Raw genomic sequence first — 19,827 nt, forward strand, 5'->3', positions numbered from 1 at the left:
AGGTGAGTCAAGGCGGTAGCCAGGATATAAATAAAGCGTTAAATCAGCTAAATGTGGCTGCAGCATCTATTGGATTGACGCCTATGGGGCGTACTATGTCAAAGGATGATTTAAAGCTATATTTGCACAGCGCTGCCACCAGGGCAAAATATCCGTGGGTACAGATCTGGAGTGATAATGCAGACAAATTATTGGAGGCAGCTGGGTTACTAAGCAGCAGTTCCTCCGGATCTACAATGGGTGGACTGGTGCCAGCAACTCTGGCAGGCCATACCACTCCGGAAACAGCGGTAGCCGCAGATGGAACCTTAAGTATTAAGTTTGCGCAGGACGGCTCAGATGCTGGGTTTATCCAGTCGGTACCGCTGAAATTTTCTGTAACGGGGGAGGCTGGCTCCTACGTATCTGAAATTCCGAATGGTTGGACGTATGTAAAAACGGATACGGAGATCATCTTTACCAATCCTGGAAACAGTCCGACTCCGTTATATGTGCAGTTTGATCCAATAGGAACAAGGTATGAAACGGCAATGGGAACATTTGCTTCGGCCAGAGATTTGTATGAACAGTGTCTGCAGCTGTGGGTGCTTCAGCAGTGTGCTGGTCAGCATAAGAAATTCCCGCGAATTGGGGTAGTGCCGGCGCAGCAGCATCAGAGACTGGCATACGTGGAAATGGCTCTTCCCAGCAGTGTGTATTATGCGTCTGTGGGAGCATCAGGCGTTTTTGGTACGGGAATTTTCTGGGGCCAGCAAGGTTTTGGTGGGAATGGTGGAAATACGCCATCGTATCCTTCTGGAACATCCAGCAGTGGCAGCCTTGAATTTAACTGTTATCGGCATGAGGAGGACTGGACTTCTACATATAATACACAGCTGACTAAGTATGATCACGAAACAGGGGAAACTCTGGAGGGATCGAGTTTCCGGCTTTATGAGCGTTTTGATGATAAGGATCAGGTCAATCTGGAACGTGACGGAGCAGTAGAACTGTATGGTGGAACAGATCATGAAACGTATCTGTCAAAATACCTGGATAATCCGGTTGTATGGGATGATTATCGGTTTGTTGCGACCATTACGACCAATGAAGAGGGTTATGCATCCAATACTGTAGAGCACAAATATCATTACGATAAAACCTTCTGTGATGGCCATCCGGCACCGGCTTTTGTCGAGGTCCCGGAAGAGGAAGAAGATGAAGAAGGAGAAGTTACAAATCAGGACGAAATTGATGAAGCAAAGGAAGAAAACCGAAGACTTGCAAGTGGCTGGCTGGAATGTTTTGATGCGTGTGACGAAACTGCATCTGCAGGTACCTATGAGGGAGTCCACTTTCATTGGCTGATGTCGGAAGTCAGCCAGGGAGAAATCTCTTCCATTGCATCAAGCGGCGGCGAGGAGGGAAGCACTCCGAATGCAGGACCGACCAGTTCGGCATCCGGGGAGGATTCCTATGTGAATTCTGGCTGTAAGCAGGATGCGGAAGCAACATACAATAAATTTATTGCTTTGAAATACAGCTATACCTATCAGGAGGATACTGCGCGAAATGGGTATATTCTCCATGATCTGCATAATGATGACCTTCCAATCGAGGTGATCACAACGGATTCTTCGGAAAATGGTGCAAATTCATTTTTCGCAAATGAATACAGCAATCAGATTCAGATCACGGAAGATGCCGTCCCAGAGGCAGATCCTGCCATGAGCAGAGTGGAGCAGGGCGCCGTTCATAGTATCACGGAGTCCGAGTATGCGGAGCTGATGGGAGAAGATTTGGATGTTCCGGTACTGGAGGAAGAGAAGAAAGAAGGAATTCTTTCAAAGGCCATTTCATTTTTTACAAAAATATTTAAGATCGAAAAAGAAGTGGAGCTTGAAGAAACAAAGGCACCGGAGCGTGTGGACGGCTCGGCTGCGGATACAAAAAAATCAGATGATGAGAAGTTTCAGGAGCATGAGACAGTGGACGGAGCGGATGAAACAACAGATTCCGATGACATTGATAATAAAAATTCATCGGATTCCGATGGTGAAATTTTGGATTCCACGGAAGCTTCGGATAAGGATGAGGAAGATCATGAGGATAAAGGTGAAGTAGAGAACCCTGACGGCGGCATATCAGATACGGACTCAAAAGATGAGTCCGAGAAAAATGATTTCGAAACAGGCTCTGAGGACGTAGCAGAGAAAGATACCGATACTGGTAATAGCTCTGGAGACCTGGGAAATTCAGACAGTGTGGATGATGCAGCTTCTAAAGAGCCGGACAGCGCGGTGGGAGACGTGTCTGCGAGATTGGAAACCTTTGAAGGAAAGGTATTTTCCGGCTGGATTGAAAAAGGCATTCAAAAAATTTTCGGTATTATGACTGTTTACGCAGAGACAACAGAGAATGCTGCAGGCAGTGATATAGAAAAAGAGTCGGTTTCTGCCAGGGAAACAAAGGACGATGATTCTGAGGATATTTCTGATGAAGAGGAAAGCAGACCGTCTAAAGAAGAAACGCCAATTCAGGATGTTGTAAAAGATAATCGTGATTTAAAAAATGAGGAAAATCCATCAAAAGAAGAATTGGCAGACATTGATTCAGAAGAATTCCTTGATGACGATATTGAAGATGAACAGGAATTTATCGAGGATGAAGAACGGATCAGTGAGATAGAGGCTCTTGGCGGCAGGAAGGTAGATCTTGCGTCAGATTCCAATGCGACCTATGTGGCGTATGTGGAATTTACAAAGCAGAGGAATGAGGGTGATTTGACTGTATCCGGAAGTGATGAACCGGACATTTCCCTTTATGCGCAGCTTTCAGGATCTGGTAAAGAATTGTTTGAAAGTGCCTACAGCACGGCAAAAGGTTCACCGAGTGTGGGCGTACTTATTACACCAGGCCCGGCGGACAATTTCAGTCACTGCAATGATGAAGATGGCTGCGGAAATATGTGGCGTATCTATGACCACCGGACGGAGGGCGAAATCCATATCAATAAGAGGGATTTGGATCTGGAAAATGGGGCAAACGACGCATATGATTCCTATGGAGATGCTCAGGGAGACGCCACTTTAGAAGGAGCGGTGTACGGCCTGTTTGCTGCAGCGGATATCATTCATCCGGACGGGAAAACGGGAACCGTTTATATGGCAAATGATCTGGTGACAGTCACGACAACGGATAAAAACGGCGATGCTTCGTTTATGGCCTTTACGGAAGCCCCAGGAATGATCTATGACTATGAAGAGGGTGAGATCGTGGATCGCGGCCAGGGCTGGAATGCAGCATCTCCGCAAAATCTCTATGATCATGCGGAAACATACGATGAGTATACGGCAGACGCAGATGTGGTAAGAACCTATCCAGACTATAAGCTGGCAAATGGAAACTGCTGGATTGGAAGGCCGCTTATTCTGGGGGATTATTATGTAAAGGAATTGACCCGCTCTGAGGGATACGAATTATCGATCGGAAACAGAATGCAGCAGCAAACCAATCTGGGACAGGACGTAAATGCAGGGGTTCCAGGAGATTTGACCGGTTATGCTGGCATTGTGGGGATCCTTACCGCGGAGGAGCAGATCAGTGATGAACCGACCGGAGAGGTAGACGATCCGGATTACAATCAGCTGTTCTTTACGGCTGAAAGTGAAAAAACAGGGGATTCTGGATTTGATCTTGTATTTCGAAATCTGCCGGAGGGAGCAAAACTTTACCGGAAGGACAGTATTTCTACGACGAAAGAGGTAGAGGCCGGTACCGGTATTTATGATGAAGTGCCGGTTAAAAATATCTTTGGACAGCCAGAGTATGTAGTAGTGGAAAATGATCATCAATATCCGAAATACAATCCGGACGGATCCATGAAAACCAAAACGACCAACGTGAATTTTACTGCGAAAAATGTAATCCGTGTGACCCGAAAAGGTTTGGATCCTGCGAAGGTTACGGATGTGATCCTGGCATCTGTGCCAGGAATGTCCGATGATGATCTTCTTTTAAGACTCGCATCTGTACCAGATGTGGATGAAGACTTGGCGCTGCTTAAAATCAAGGTGGAGCAGGCGCTGCGCGCAAATGGAAAAAGCTCACCAAACTATAAAAGGGGAGGAGTTACGGCTTATTCAAGCATGGATGAGCTGGTATTTGACCGCGGTGTATGGGAAGGTGAGACAGATACCTATGGTATATCCGGCGTCAGCGCCGGAAGCGCAGCTGATAAAACGGTATGTGGTTCTCCTATTGTAACATTGACGATCAATAAGGAAGGAACAGACGGAGAGGCAGTTACATTATCTTCACTGATTGTTTCAATCCTGGATTATTACAATACCCATGATTATTACAATTACGGAGGAGTGGACTATATCAAAGAAAATGCGGACAGCTGGACGGTAGGTTTATATGCAAACCGGACCAATTATCCGATGCTCTTTTATGTTCCGGCGGACAGTTCTTCAGGGAATGTGATATTTTACCGGGTAGCAAGTATGCCTGCAGACCACAGCCTGCGGCCAAGGGCCATTTATGTTGCATACAGCGAGGATGCACTTTATGATCCCCGCGGTGAAATGAAAAATTTCTCCGAGAATGAGGACGGTACTGTTAATGCTATCCTTTCCCCGGCCGTACAGGCAGATCAGAATGGGGATATCGTGAATGGTGTCGTAACAGAAACAGAATTTTACCAGACGGGAGAAACTCCGCTTGATCAAAATGGCAATAAAATTCCGAAAGTAACCTATGTGGAGCGGACAGAGAAAATTTCCGTAGAAGTAAATGAATGCAAGTGGACGGAGATCTCTTTCACAAAAGAAGATAATGTCTGGATCGCCCACCAAAATGGTAGCTATACGGATGGCTATGGAACTGAACATAATGACGAGGCAGCAACACGTTATGAGTATACGCTGAAACTTCCGGCCCGGTTCGTTTCACTGACTGAGCAGGATTGTGCAGATTTCGGGGTATCAGGAGAACTTGCAGGCACCCAGGTCGGCGGCGCTTCCTATTATCTGGCTAAAGGGGCAAGTGTTAAGGCATATCTGGATTATCGCAGCCTTTTAGTAGGCCATGAAAATTCCTATGTACAATCGGTGGCGCTTGATTACCCGGGACAGGATTATGTTTTCCAGGATGGTACAGAACAGCCTGGAACCAATACCAGAAAGCTGCCTATCGGCGTAGAAGAGAGGATCATCAGCCAGCAGATCAAGGTTACAAAAACGATTGATGAGAAGAGTTACCGCAATACGAACTCCTACAGTGAGGTCCATGAGGACTGGTGGAGTCGCTTATTTGGTAATCATGCAGGGAATGGAGCATCGGATCATTCGGCGAAAAAGCTCGATAATTTTCGTTTCAAAACCTATTTGAAGTCAAATCTGGAAGCTTTGTACCGGAATGAGAATGGTGAAATTGTATGGCAGGACCGTATGGGAACTGACCGGACGGAGGCTGAGCAGCTTGCCGCAAATAAAGCATTTCCGATGCTGGTCAACAAGATCTATACCAAGGTTCCTCATCAGACAGACCCGCTGTTTAAAAATTCCAATGATGCAGCGATCGCCAATATGGCTCTTTATGATTACCATAATGGCCTGATCAATGATGAGGCAAATACAGGTTATACAAGACTGTTGGAAACGGCAGACTATCTGGTTGAGGACGGAGACAGCACAAGAACGGTTGCAGGCTATAATTATGCGAAGTTTTTTGATGCAATCAGTGTTGCAAATGGAGATAAATGGGATGATAATGCTCCGACTTATACAAGTTATAAGCCAATCGGAAATCTCATTAATCGTACTGGAGAGCAGTTGGATAATGCCCGGGTATCTGACCGGGTGCGTCAGTTTGCAATCAGCTGGTATCTGGATGATGAAGTAAAGAAACTTGTGCATGAGGTAGGAGAAGGTACTGGAGAGAAGGAGGCCAGTGCCGGAGCAACGGCATACAGTGAAGAAACCTATGATCTGGCACTTCGTCAGGCGATTATAAAGGCAGAAAACTATTTGAAGCCGTTCTTTGCGTATGATCTTGATGAGCTTTATGCAATTCACTGGGATAGCGAGGCAAATGGAGGCAGCGATCATGATACAACAACACTGTCTGCCAATACGATTTATGGAGATGCAGATCTTTCAAAGGACAGTGGATATGCCTATGGGTTATCGAAATATTTACCCTACGGAACCTATGTGGTGGCAGAGCAGCAACCTCATGTTGATGAACTGAATGATTTTAAAAACCGACACTATCAGATTGATCAGCCAAGGGAAGTAACATTGCCGAGTGTGTATGCATCTTATGATGCATCACAGGAGACTCCGGAAACATTCAATTCTTTCTATAATTATGATCGGGCCGATTCCATGCAGCAGTTGGAGCAGAAATATCAGATCCGATTTGGTGAGGAAGACCATAAAATCCAGGCTCATAATCATCATGGGGATTTTGAAGTTTATAAGTATGGCCTTGATTTGAATGAGATCACAAATGGGGTTCGTGCAGAGGCCGGAAACTATTTTGCGTTGACGCAAAGCACATGGAGGCCACTGAAAAACTATTATAACCCGGAGAACGACCGTTCTGCTGCCGAAGTGACCTATTACCTGACGGAGGGACAGAGCGGTAGAAAAGGGATTTCAGAAAATTACCGGTATAGTTCCCTGTCTGAAGATGCGGGACTTTCTGATGATGTTCCATATCCGGACGCAGAGATAACGGCTGATAACCGGCTGGGAATTCAGTACCGGGATCATGTTGCGACAATGGCGGGAATGCAGACGGCTTACGATGGGAAATATGCTGCCATGCTGGTTCCATACAGCGTGGTTGCGTCCTCTGATGAACAGGCAGAGGTAGCGGATGAAGAACCAGATGCTGGGGGCAAGGCAACGTATCGCGGATTTGCTTATGATAAGTTTGTGAACCGTTTCTTTACGGCAAAGCTTAGAATTGAAAAAATTGATTCAGAAACCCATGAGAATATCCTTCATGACGGTGCACTTTTCAACCTATATGCGGCATCCCGTGATGACAGTGAGAGTGGTCAGGGAACAGTAAAATTTACGACAGAACCCACGCAGTTTACCGGAACAAAAGAATTTTTAACGGCAATGGGGGCTACTGACATCCGGCCGATTGCGAAAGGCCGGTTTGCAAGGTGGATTGACCGTATCACTGGTAAAGAGAATGGCATTGGTGATCTGTATAGTGGAAGCGTACCTGAGGGCACACCAATCTGCAATGAGGATGAGCAGATTGTTCTAGGGGACGAATACGGGAATAAGACCGTAGCCTTTAAAACTTATTCAACAACCAGGGACGGCCTGATGCGGGATGAGATGACAGATACGGGATCTTCTTATCAGAACCAGAATGTAGGCTATTTGGAACTTCCGCAGCCTTTAGGTGCGGGTGTTTATGTTCTGGCGGAGGTGGATCCGCCGACCGGATACGCGCGGAGCAAGCCAATCGCGATCGAGGTTTACAGTGACAAGATTACTTATTATAAGGAAGGGGCAAAAGATGATCGGGTCTTAGCAGTCGTTTATGAGGATGATGCGGACCACCAGACAACTAATGCCAATAAGCCGGAGGACAAGGTAAACGTGGCGCAGGTCTATGTGGAGAATACTCCGATCCGGCTGGAGGTTGAAAAGGTAAAAGAGTCCTATGTTGAAAAGGCCAATACGACGGCAGATAAGACGGTCAGCTACAAGATTTCTGGCCGTGTGGATGGAAAATACAGTGAGATCGGAAAAAATCCGGATCTGGTTTATGCGTACCGGGACGGAAAATATTTAGGATATGCATGGCAGAAAGGGACCTTGGAGTATTTAGAGGAGCGTAAGGCAGCAGGAGAACAGGTGGAAATCGTCTATTCCCACGGAACATTTGCGGGCTATGGGTATGTTACCAGGACTCTTGAAACTGCAGATGATGAAAATGGCTACGTAGCAGGAGCATTGATGACATTGTTTGATGCAATCCCGGTGGAGCGTTCGGGATTTGAGGGAGATGAGGCTTATAAAGGACTGAAGATCGAAAGAAACCTCACGAACAATATCACCAGAATGTATATCGAACAGGGATATGCCGGAGAAAAGGTAGAGTTTGTCCGTGAAAAGGATGAAGCAGGCAAAGAACTGGAAGTAACTTTCCCGGCCGGCATTGACAAGGACGGAAACTCTATTTCAGCTACCGGCGGAGTATGGTCTGCGGTTACGTTACAGCGGCCGGATACAGATATTTTATATTATGACCTGGATGGACTGGATCCATATCAGGAGCGATATATTGACGGACAGTTCATTACCTATGTGTATGACAGAACGCACAAACTGACGCCTGTGGAAGAGGCGGAGCGGGACCGCAGAAATTTTGCAAAGAGTGACAGCGATCATTCGATGTTTGTCTTTAAGGATGGAGTTCCGTATTTAGAGATTACAGAGGGTGATTTTACAAAAGTAAAATACCGCAAGAATGATAAGCAGCTGGAAGTGGAAGCAGGAACCAAAATCTATCATCTGGATAAAGACGGGTACCGCGATGCTATGGTTGATTCGGCAACAGGAATGGCATATATCGAAGAATGCCGTGAAGACGGAACGGTAAGAACTTTGGTATGGCCAGTCAATGTAAGGAAAGATGAATTTAGAAATGTGATTGCCCGTGACAAGATCACGACTTCCCGTATTGCTACGGTGGGCGAAAATAAGGACGGCTATGCAGAGAATGAAACGCTGGATGTGGTAAATAATTCCACCGCGGAGATACCGGATGCGGATAAACCGTCGTATACCCATGCGGAGTCTGGCCATATTACTGGAACCTGGAAAGGAAATGGAGAGCAATCACACGAAGAGAGCAGCATTGAGCAGAACCGTTTTAAACAGGATATGAACGGTTCTGTCCTGGTGAATGATAATAATGGTGATTTCTTAAATGAACTCAATCCGGTCTATGATGATCATGGTTTGGTCTTATATTACCAGAGAAGTTCGGAAACCTACAAAAAAGGAGAAGATCTTTATGATCGGAATGGGGAGTTTGTCAGACATCAGGATTCAGATCATCTGGAAGAATATAATCAGAATGCATACCGCATCAATGAACACGATGAATTGTATGATTCTTCTTGGGATGAAGAGTCTCCGAACAGGAAAAATCTGTATCACAGGCTGGGTGAGGGATATATCCTTGAAAATACCTGGCTCAGCTCCGACAAGACTCCAAATGATCCATTCGACACGTTCCAAATGGACGGCCAGGCAGATGTTTTAAAACGCCTTCCGAGCGGAACCTATATTTTGGAGGAGTTAAAGGCACCGGAGGGCTATGTAAAGGGGCTACCTAGTGGCATTTCTGTAGCGGAGACGGGAGAGCTTCAGCATGTTCAGATGGTTGATCGGACCACAAAGATTGAAATTAGTAAGATCCATGCGCCGCAGGATGCCAAAATGCCGGTTCTGGATATGGACCATGAACATCCGGAAACGGGAGAGAAACCGTATGAGCGCGAGGTGGTGACTGGTGATATTGCTTCCTATACATACAGTTCTGTTTCTGGAGCAAAACTGGCGCTGTATCCGGCCAGACGGGTATATAGTGCGGATACGGAGAAATATCCGAAGGGATATTATCTGGTAAAAACGCAGAATACTCCGCTGGTTTGGGAAGATACAAACAGTACCGCTTCCAACCCGGTATGGAATACCGCGGAATGGATCAGTGGAAATGAACCGGCCTATTTCGAGCGGATCCCGGCGGGAGATTATTTGCTGGAAGAGATTGAAACGCCGGAAGGATTTGTAACAGCAGATCCGGTGGAAATTACAGTTGGAGATCAGTCAGAAGTTGAAACCGTCTGCATGAAAAATGATACCACAAAGGTTGAGATTGAAAAATTCTTTACGGATGAGCACGGAGAGAAAGTCCAGCTGTCTGGAGCGGAATTTAGCCTTCATCAGGCAGTGGTCAATGCAGAAGGGAAGATTATTTACGATGCGGATGGCACGCCGGTATATGATGCTCGTGTTTTGGCATCATTTAAGAGCGGCACTGTTGAGGATTATCAGAATTTCCGCGATGCATTTGAAAAAGCGTATGCGTCCTATGGTGTGGATCTTTCACTGTTTGGCTGGAAGGAGAATGGACAGGAAAAATCTGCAACCATCACAGCTAAGACGGTAATGGATGCGACAAGCGCCGGAGGAAGTCACGACCGATTTGCAACGAAAGCACTCCTTACCATGATTACAAGCGACGGGGAGACTATACGCGTAGCAGTATCTGGCAACCTGCCGGAAACCGTCTTTGATTACCAGTTTGATTATCAGAAATTGGAGCATATAAATGCTTACGCGGATACCTACCTTACGGACAGAGGTACCAGAAGGATCAATGGCCTGCCTGCAGGGGAAAAGTATGTCCTTGTAGAAAACAAGGCACCCGATGGATTTTTAAAAGTAGATGCCCAGGTGATCGTAGTGGAGAACCGGAAGGAGATCCAGCAGCATCACATCGAAGATCTGGAGGGGCAGATTTGGCTTTCTAAATCTGCTGTTGGTGTGACCGGGGAACTGGCTGGTGCTACCATGGCCCTGTATAGAGCAGATTCATCCGGAAATCTGAACCAGTCTGAGGAGTATCTGGTCAGCCAGTGGGTAACCGGAGCAGATGGCATTTATACAGTGACAGATAAAATAAATAGCAGGATCCCGGAAGGATATCAGGTAGGAGATTTAAGGCTTCACATCGAGACGGGCCTGGCAGAAGGCATCTATTATTTAGTGGAACTGTCAGCACCGGATTATTATACCTTAGCAGAGCCGGTACGATTTGAGTATCATCTGGATAATTCGGTACAGACGATTCGGGCAGTCAATGAAGCGGTGAAAGGTGCGCTTTCTATCACCAAGACTGGAGAAGACGGCCAGGGACTTGCCGGAGCGACATTTGAGATCAAAGCGTATAAAGAAAATGATCTGAATGAGCCGGTCACCACAAACATGATCTATGGAACAGAGCCAGTCATTACCGTGCAGGATCTTCCTGTTGGTGAGATGCGGCCAGATGGAAGCATCATTCCATATACCTACACGTTACAGGAGATCGCAGCGCCGGAGGGTTATAGTGTAAATCCGGAAATCATCACCTGGCAGTTTGAGCCGAAACAGAGTGACGGCCAGAGCTTTGCCCATGAGACGGTAGTAATTCATCAAGAGAGCGTAAAGGATCAGAAAACCAGGCTGTATTTTAGTAAGCAGGACTTCGATGCTTTAGGGGATGACAATACAGATGGTGCTTTTATAGATGGGGCAATTCTTTCCATTTATGAAGTGACAGGAAAAGATGAACACGATCAACCTGTATATGATAAAGATGCACCGTTTACGACCTGGACCACCAGAAAATCGGAGAAGAGGCATGAGATTATTGGACTTATCGCAGGGCATACCTATATCCTGGTGGAAGATGCTGCGCCGAATGGGTGGAATCTGATGAAGCCGGTACTGTTTACGGTATCCAGTGATGGAAGGAGTATCCAGGGCCTTTCTAACCAGATGGAGAGTATTGAAATCCAGCGGGTATCAAAGAATGATTATGAATTGGATACGATCAATCGTGATACCAAAAGCATTGAGCAGGTAAAACTGAAGGGCCGTTATGTGAGCCAGATATACTATGAGCTGACGGACGCAAACAAAGATCTGATAGAAAGCTGGATCGGTGCTGGTGAGGAACATGTGATAAGAAAGCCGTTCGCTTCTGTGTCAGAAGGAGCGGCCTATACCATCACAGAGTACTGCAGATATTCCGACGGAACGGTTCTTGTGACGGATCGGTTTACCAAAACATTCTGGTTTGATGAAAATGGAGAGATTAAAATTCCAACCAGAGAAATTGACCATGTAAATGTGACCTTATCTTATGCGGACGGAACCAAGATTACCGCGTTTATTCCAGATGCGGATAATCAGGAAAAGCAGATGAAAAATCCTCTGCAGAAAGATGATCTGGTAATAACCAGACTGTCTGCGGATGGTGCCAGTGCATTAGCGCCGGACCAGGCAATTTTTGAAAGAATCCGCATGATCAATACGGATCATAAAACGGCGGATATGGTATTAACCGTGACTGTCGATGCAGATACAAGCATTATTGATCCGGGAACAGGAACTTTCGACGGAGAAAAACTGGTATTCCATTTTGAGAGCGTGGCGTCGGGTGAAGCTGCATACGCTGCTTTTACAACACAGGCAAGTGGTGAGGCATCTACGATTGAGACGAAAGCAGAATATAACGGAATTGTAAGGGAAACCCAGAAGACAGTGCCGGTATTAACCTATGGAAAAGTAGTATTGTTCAACGAACTTACGGGATCTGGAAAGGAGCGGTATAAAGATCAGAAAACATCATTTAGGGTAAAACTCTATGACGCATCGACAGGAAGGGAACTTCCAGGGACCTATTCATACAGCGGCAGCAGGACCGGCATGATAAAGAGTGGCGATACCATCAGCCTCTCTGGTAATGAATATGTCAAGATCGATCCTGGTTACTATAAAAATGTGACCTATGAGATTGAAAAGATCGAGAATGGCCTGCACCATACGGAGAAAATGACATCCGGAAGTGTGGATGTAACTCACGGAAACGGAGCCAGATTTACCAGAAATATTGAGGATACGGCGAAACGCACGATATTTAAGCAGGGAGAAACCTATGTGCTTACGGAAGAAACCGTATTCGCAAATGGGGACAGCCTTCCGACAAATAAGATCAGTACAATTCTGGGCCAGTCTGTGAATGTTGAGGGCATTGCAGCCGCGGACCGGAAAACCAAAGTTATGATCTCAAAGACAGAAATTGGCGGTGGTAAAGAGCTTCCTGGCTGTGAAATGGAATTATACGATGAGGAGAATAACCTGATCCACAGCTGGACCAGCTCTGACGTAGCGGAAAGCCTTGAAGAATTCCTGGAACCGGGAAAGACCTATAGACTGGTTGAAAAAAGCCCGGCACCTGGATATTCCTATGCGGAAGATGTTATCTTTACCGTAAATGAGGATGGTACAGTGGACCGGGTGATCATGGTAGATAAGCCTACTCACATCGTGTTATCTAAAAAGAAGATCACAAACAGTGAGGAACTTCCGGGTGCGCTGCTTCAGGTCGTAGATAAGGACGGAAACGTAGTAGAAGAGTGGATCTCTACGGACCAGCCGCATGAAATCGTTGCAAAATTGGTAGTTGATGAGAGTTATGTGCTGCGAGAGGTTCGTCCGGCAGACGGTTGGGCCTATGCGGACGATGTGCCGTTTAAAGTAAGCCATGACGGAACGGTCGATCAGGTCAAAATGAAAGACAAACCGACGCATGTTGTAATTTCAAAACAGGAGATTACGGGAAGTGAAGAGCTGCCAGGCTGTACGCTGCAGGTCATTGATAAGAATGGAAATGTGGTAGATGAGTGGGTTTCTACCGATCAGCCGCATGAAATTAAGGAGAAGCTGATCGCAGATGAGGAATATACACTGCGGGAGATTCGTCCGGCAGACGGTTGGGCCTATGCGGAAGATATTCCGTTTAAAGTAAGCCATGACGGAACGGTCGATCAGGTCAAAATGGAAGACAAGCCGACGCATGTTGTGATTTCCAAACAGGAGATTGCGGGAAGTAAAGAACTTCCGGGCTGTCATCTGGTGATAAAAGATAAGAATGGAAAGGTGGTTGATGAGTGGACATCTTCGACGACACCGCACGAAATCGAAGCAAAACTGATTGCCGGAGAAACTTATACACTTATTGAGATCCGACCGGCAGATGGCTATTCGGTTGCGGAGAACATTGAATTTACGGTATCCAAAGATGGCAGCGTCGATATGGTGGAAATGTTTGATGATGTAACCCATGTAGAATTTGGCAAGGTAAATCCAAACGGCACGCTTCTTAGTGGCGGCCAGATACAGATTAAGGATCTGAACGGAAATGTACTGGTTGATTTCGTACCAGACGGTACGGTTTACCGGATTGATGGTGTATTGAAAGCAGGAGAAACCTATGTCATTCATGAAGTATCAGCCCCTGGCGGATACCGGGTATCTGAGGATCAGGAGTTTATTATGCCACTGGGTCAGGAAACAAAAGAAATCCGATTCGTGAATTATGCGATCAGTGGCGGTGGCGGCGGAGGTGGCACTACTCCGGGAAAACGCCAGTTATCCATTCGCAAGTACGATCCAGTAAACCAGATCGGCGTGGCCGGAGCAAAGCTTACTGTTTACACTTCAGATGGAAGCCTGTATTTAAAAGGCATTACGGATGAGAGCGGATATCTGACATTTGCTATGCCGGTAGATGGAACCTATACATATCAGGAAACAGAGGCACCGGCTGGATATTATCTGAACTCTTCCGTACAGTATCTGTATATTAAAGATGGTAAAGTAACCAATCCAGAAAATAGGACCTTGTATGATTATCCAAATGTGGAGGTGATACTTGAAAAGAAAGATTCAGAAGACGGCACAGCGGTTTCAGACACACTGCTTCAGGTGATTGATCCGGACGGCCAGGTGGTATTTCATGGCAGAACGGATGAAACAGGAGTGTGCAAGATTCTGGCCGGTAAGGCAGGGACTTACCGTATCGTGGAGATCGAACCGGCAAACGGATATGAGCGGTCTGAAGCACCATGGCAGTTCCTTGTTTCATATGACGGAACCATCGCTGGGGAAACAACACTTTATAATGAAAAAACTGATAAAAAGGTTGGTATCGGGCGGATCTATGCGCATTATGAGAGCACGAATGGAAGTAGCGGATCCTATGGATTGGGTGTTCCAGACTGGTTGAAGCAACCGAAGGCAGGAGATACTACAGATTCATTCAAATGGTATGTACTGGCAACCATCTTTGCGATAGGCGCAGGGGGACTGGTGCTTATCGGACGAAGGAAAGGAAAGAAAAAAGATGATGAGGCGTAGATATTTTAGCGCCCTGATGTTTACGGCGGTACTGGTATTTGCCAGTCCCGCCGGGAAAACCATGGCGAGTCAGGTATCAGAAAACCAAACGCAGAGTATTGCAGAGGCTGTGAATGCAGCGGTGCCTTCTGAGGCAGAAAAGCAGGTTAACGGCGCAGATGATGCGATTACCACCGTGGAAGAAGTATTTGGAGAGCAGCCATATTATGGTCCGGGAGAGACCGACGGAAGTTATGTATATTATTCGCAGGTCTTTCCCAAGGATGCGGATCAGGACCAATATCTGCCTGAGGAAGAGCATGTGGAAGGCGGTGGTACTTATCGGTTAGTAAATTATGAGGTGCAGGAACAGTCTCTTTCAGGAAGGAAGAAGCACATCCGGGATACGTTACTGCTGAAAGATTATGAAGGGATCGACGAGATCCCGGAAACCTATAAGGTGGAAATTGCAGATAATCCGTTTCGAACGGTAACAGAATATACATTACCGATCAAAGAGACAGAGCGAGTAAATGAACGCTGGGAAGATTCCTTTACGTTTGATATTGTCGTGGAACATGCGGACTCAGGACTATTTCAGATTGGAAACGAGGTGATATCACTCAATCAGACCGCGGATCCGTTTGCCGGCAATGAAGGGCTTTTATTAAAGTTGATCGGGGTGCCGAATGACGCATACCAGATCGATCATACGGCCTGGGTCGGTAACATGTATGAGCAGAATGGGATCCTGTATCGGAATGCAGTTGCTTATGGGAAAAAGCTGGTTTATGATCTGGAAATTTCGTATGAAGATGTGATCACCTTGCCAGAAGAAGAGGGGTATCAGATCCGGGCACAGTATGAACTGCTGCCGAAGGATGCCTCTGTTATGCCGGAAAGCACATCAAAATCATCGGGATCTAATCGTTGGGATTGGCTTAAAAACCTATGGGAAGAGATGATGAAGTTTCTGAAAAAGATAGCAGAAACTGTAAAAAAGCATCCGTACATTACGGCGGTTGTATTTTTCCTATTGTTTGTCGCAATCATATTATACCTTGCTGCAAGGTGCAGAACCAAAGATACCGAAGAGCCGGAGCATGTTTCAAGGCGGTGGCATCGCGGTCCGAAACGCGGCAGAAGAAGGTAGATCTAGCTGCGTGTGGTGTCACAGCCATACGCAGTTTTCTTAAAAAGAAGAATTTAAGGAGGCTGTATTGAAGCAGAAAATCGGTTTTTTAGTATTGAAATTAGACGGAAACGAAGAAGTGCGCTATTTATATCCAACAGTATTATATCATTTAGCGCTTCGCTCCAGGATCAAAAGAGCATTAGAAACAGGAAAAGTGTTTCAGTGTTGCTGCAGAGGGGATGAGACGGAAGTGACTATCAATGAAAATATGGAACTTCAGTTTTTATGCGGCAGACACGCAGCAGCATGCGTAGAATACGTTCGGCAGCTTGCTAAGTATTCAAAAGCCGCCGGTGTCATTCCGTTTATCTATGGGCGTGGATTTTCCATACCGGTTGCCTTTAAGTGCAAAAAAGGGGCCAGAAAGGAAGCCGGCATATACTCTGGAGAAGTGCTCAATCTGTACGAGTGGAAGCGATTTGATCTAACAGCTCTAAACGCGATCATTGCAGCCAGAGCATTCGAATTGTGTGCACAGGCGGGGCAAATGACGGCGGATGCTGTGCTTTCCCAGATGGAGTATGAGTATGGCTTATATCAGTATGAGGACCCAGATGGTGCGCTGATCTTAATCAACAGTTCACTTGTACTTACCCGTAGGACAAAGATTGGAGAAACTGCATTCTTTTGTGGAAAGGTGCGTAAAATCAGCGATCAGTATGGTGCTCAGATATATTTGATCTGTGAGAATGATTATGGGAATTTTAATATTTCACTTCCACGTGTGAAGTGGGAGAAGATCTCTTCTGCCGTATACCGTAGTGACCGTATGGTCTGCTGCATTACCGGGTTTGTTCAGGTGAAAGAAATTATTCCATATAAGAAGGGACATTATGACAAAATTACGAAGACCTCAACTGCAGGAAAGCAGGATGCAAAACGTGTCCTTGAATTTGCAAGCTTCACCCTCTTTTATCTGAATGAATATGGTCTGATTGGTGGAAAAGAGGAGGAACTGGCAGAGGTGAGTGAATTGATGTGGAAGGGGAAGCATGTGATCAAGCCATATTACCCGGTACCAGGATGTGACAAAATTCCAAAGTATTATGTGTTTTAAGAATGCAGCAGGAAGGAAAATAAATGCACTACATCAAAGGATGCCCATGCCTGTTTAAGGTGGCGTGGATAGCAGATCATGCACTAAAAAATATCTATGTAATTCAGAAATGCGCTTCATGCGGATACACGAAGGAGCAGTGTGATTATGTGTTTGAAGAGTTAAAGAATATGAAAATAGTAGACACAAAGCCAAAAGTAGCCTACATTTCTGATTTATACCAGACATATGGGGAACTGTCATTTCATTGCGAAGAAGTGGATACAAACTTTCACTTTGAACCGGAATGTCAGGAAGTAGATTTTTGCAAAATATGTGAATTCTCGAAAGATTTTTGCAATTGTCAGCTTAACGCGGAACTGCAGGTGCTGCGCTATATGTTTCATAATCCGACTGTTTCAATGATACGGAAAAATGTATTTCACATGCAGGTTTGCATCATTTTAGAACAGATGGGGCACATAAGAGGGTATGTATTACCGGTCGGAGAACAATTATATAAAGCGTTCAAAGATGTCAGGAAGCGTACCTCTGCTTCATTCCTATATGACAAAGAAAAGCTGCTGGATCATATATTAAATGAAAATGGGGGAATACTGCCAGAGCAACATGCCTTTGCCGCCAGGAAAATTCTGCGGAATTTACTGGATGCCATTTTAATAGAGAATGAGGTATGTTCAGCAAAAAGGTATGAGGATTGTCTGAAAAAACTTCGTGCTGCACCTGCTTATCAGGGGCGTGAACGACAGCAATTCTTTGAAGATATCTGTATATATGATGAAATTCCCTATCTGTTTTTTACGTCAGTAGCGGTGGAATTTGGTCGGAAAGATGATAAACAGCTATGTCCTGAAGAAGCACAATCTGCTCATAAAAAGAAAATATTGGTTCCCACATACAGAGACAGGCCGACTTTATCACTGGAGGAACTGATGAGTCAGGCGAGTATGAGTGCAGGCTTTTTAGGGCATGAAGCGAAGAAAGAAGAGAAAACTTCGGGACCAAATTGCCCGGAAAATTCCAGTAAATCCGCTCCAGACGTTCAAAAAAATCATCATAAATTGCCGTTGGATTTGGTAAAAAATAATTCTCAGGCGCATTTGGAAATCCAAGAAAAGCAGACATTTCCAGGAGAAAAAGTTCCAATGAAGTTACTGAAAACAGCAGAAACTATGCCAGAAAATGCGGAACATATGCTGGATTCTTTGCCAGGTTCTGACCATACAAGTCAGGCATCAGAGAGCGGGACAGAAGCAGGATCGGATAAAAATACAGCGCAAATAGTGAAACCTCAAAAGGTTTCGGTGGTATTTATGACAGATGAAGGCGCGCTGATTGTGGAAGACGGGGATATGATAGACATACACAGTGAAGACTTTTTGCCGTTTTGCGCCGTAGTATCTTTGGAAGAATGGCTGACCATGGATTATGCGAAGCGGGGAAGGCAGGAAGGGTTATTCATAACGGTTGCGTCACGAAGATGTGCCTATTTTCTGAACAAAAAGATGATTAAACCACTTGTGTTTGAGTATCTGCTTCATGTGATCCGGCGGCCAATTTATACATATTCGGTATACCTTGTGTGGCGTATCCTTTCCATGAACGGACTTGGATATATCCGACCAAAGGTAAAAGTTTATTCGTTATCGGCTCTTTATAATGCTGTCCAGGGGACAGACCAGTTGCAGCCAATGGCAGATATAGTGAAAGAAACTGCTCCCGATAACAGTAATGTGTATTCCGTGACAGCACTATATAAGCGCTATGTCACAAGCAAAGAACCTCTGCTGTTATCGGAAGATATAAGAAAGCTGTACCGACATTATGTGAATGTAGAATATGCTTTTGGCACATCACGCGAATGTCAGAATGGAGATTTTTTGTGCCGAAAGACCTTCCTGTCATGCGAGTTTTCGCCATTTGATTTAGAAGAAAAGAAGAAGGATCAGACCTTTATGTGTTACGAAATTTCTCCGGATTTGATCCCACAAAATGCACCACAAGACATACTTCTGATAACAAGATATACCATTGTGCAGGCATTAACAGGACCGATTTTTATACGTTCTAATGCAAAGTTGGTGGCGCTGAATACAAGCAGTTTTTCGTTGATAGTTGATACCAGAAACCGTCATATCATTGATGAAATGGATCAGATATTAATGAGCCGGTATGCGCATTTGCTGTCTGAAAGCGGATGCAGGATGCCAGTGATAAAACGATACTGGATTTAAAAGATATAGGGCGGATTTTGTGCCATGTGCGTGGCATAACCCAGGTGTGAAACGCAGCGGCCCGTGCATGGCATAACTATGTTGTGCCATGTACGACAGAAGAAACTGCGCCATGCACATGGAGCTTATACAGGAAGAAAAACCTATAAAATGCCTGAAATAATGTTTTTAAACCCATAAAAAGGAATACATATAAAGGATATTTTTAGAGCTGAAAAACCCAGAAGCCAGGCACCATGAAATATGTATGAGAAAAAATTAGAAACAAATGAGAGTAGATGAGGTGGTACATGTTACATCTTCGAATGATTTACGATGAGATTTTAAAAAACAGTGTATTTGCAAGTTCCAGGCCCGGCCGGACAG

At 45.4% G+C, this 19,827-nt stretch carries 4 protein-coding genes; all 4 read left to right on the forward strand.

What is annotated here, in order from left to right; translation table 11 throughout:
- Positions 1-95: 95 nt before the first annotated feature.
- The 4 genes from WMO41_RS07435 to WMO41_RS07450 all read left to right on the forward strand — a co-directional run bounded on the left by WMO41_RS07435 (position 96) and on the right by WMO41_RS07450 (position 19,461).
- Complete coding sequence (locus tag WMO41_RS07435; protein WP_349229207.1) at positions 96-14,996, forward strand: SpaA isopeptide-forming pilin-related protein; 14,901 nt, start codon at positions 96-98, stop codon at positions 14,994-14,996.
- The gene (locus WMO41_RS07440) at positions 14,983-16,128 is read left to right on the forward strand and encodes a hypothetical protein (protein WP_349229208.1); all 1,146 of its coding nucleotides are present in this window, start codon (positions 14,983-14,985) and stop codon (positions 16,126-16,128) included. Before WMO41_RS07435 ends, WMO41_RS07440 begins: the two co-directional genes overlap by 14 nt.
- 67 nt (positions 16,129-16,195) lie before the next feature.
- Positions 16,196-17,227, forward strand: coding sequence for a hypothetical protein (locus WMO41_RS07445; RefSeq protein WP_349229209.1), 1,032 nt, complete (start codon positions 16,196-16,198; stop codon positions 17,225-17,227).
- Between the two features lie 23 nt (positions 17,228-17,250).
- Complete coding sequence (locus WMO41_RS07450) at positions 17,251-19,461, forward strand: hypothetical protein (RefSeq protein ID WP_349229210.1); 2,211 nt, start codon at positions 17,251-17,253, stop codon at positions 19,459-19,461.
- Positions 19,462-19,827 lie beyond the last annotated feature (366 nt).

This window comes from Ventrimonas faecis (assembly GCF_040096075.1).
GTDB lineage: Bacteria > Bacillota > Clostridia > Lachnospirales > Lachnospiraceae > Brotaphodocola > Brotaphodocola faecis.

Bases quoted from the DNA above. Each gene is read 5' to 3' on its own strand.
- WMO41_RS07435 (WP_349229207.1), top strand. From the start codon at position 96: ATGTCAAAGGATGATTTAAAGCTATATTTGCACAGCGCTGCCACCAGG.
- WMO41_RS07440 (WP_349229208.1), top strand. From the start codon at position 14,983: ATGATGAGGCGTAGATATTTTAGCGCCCTGATGTTTACGGCGGTACTG.
- WMO41_RS07450 (WP_349229210.1), top strand. From the start codon at position 17,251: ATGCACTACATCAAAGGATGCCCATGCCTGTTTAAGGTGGCGTGGATA.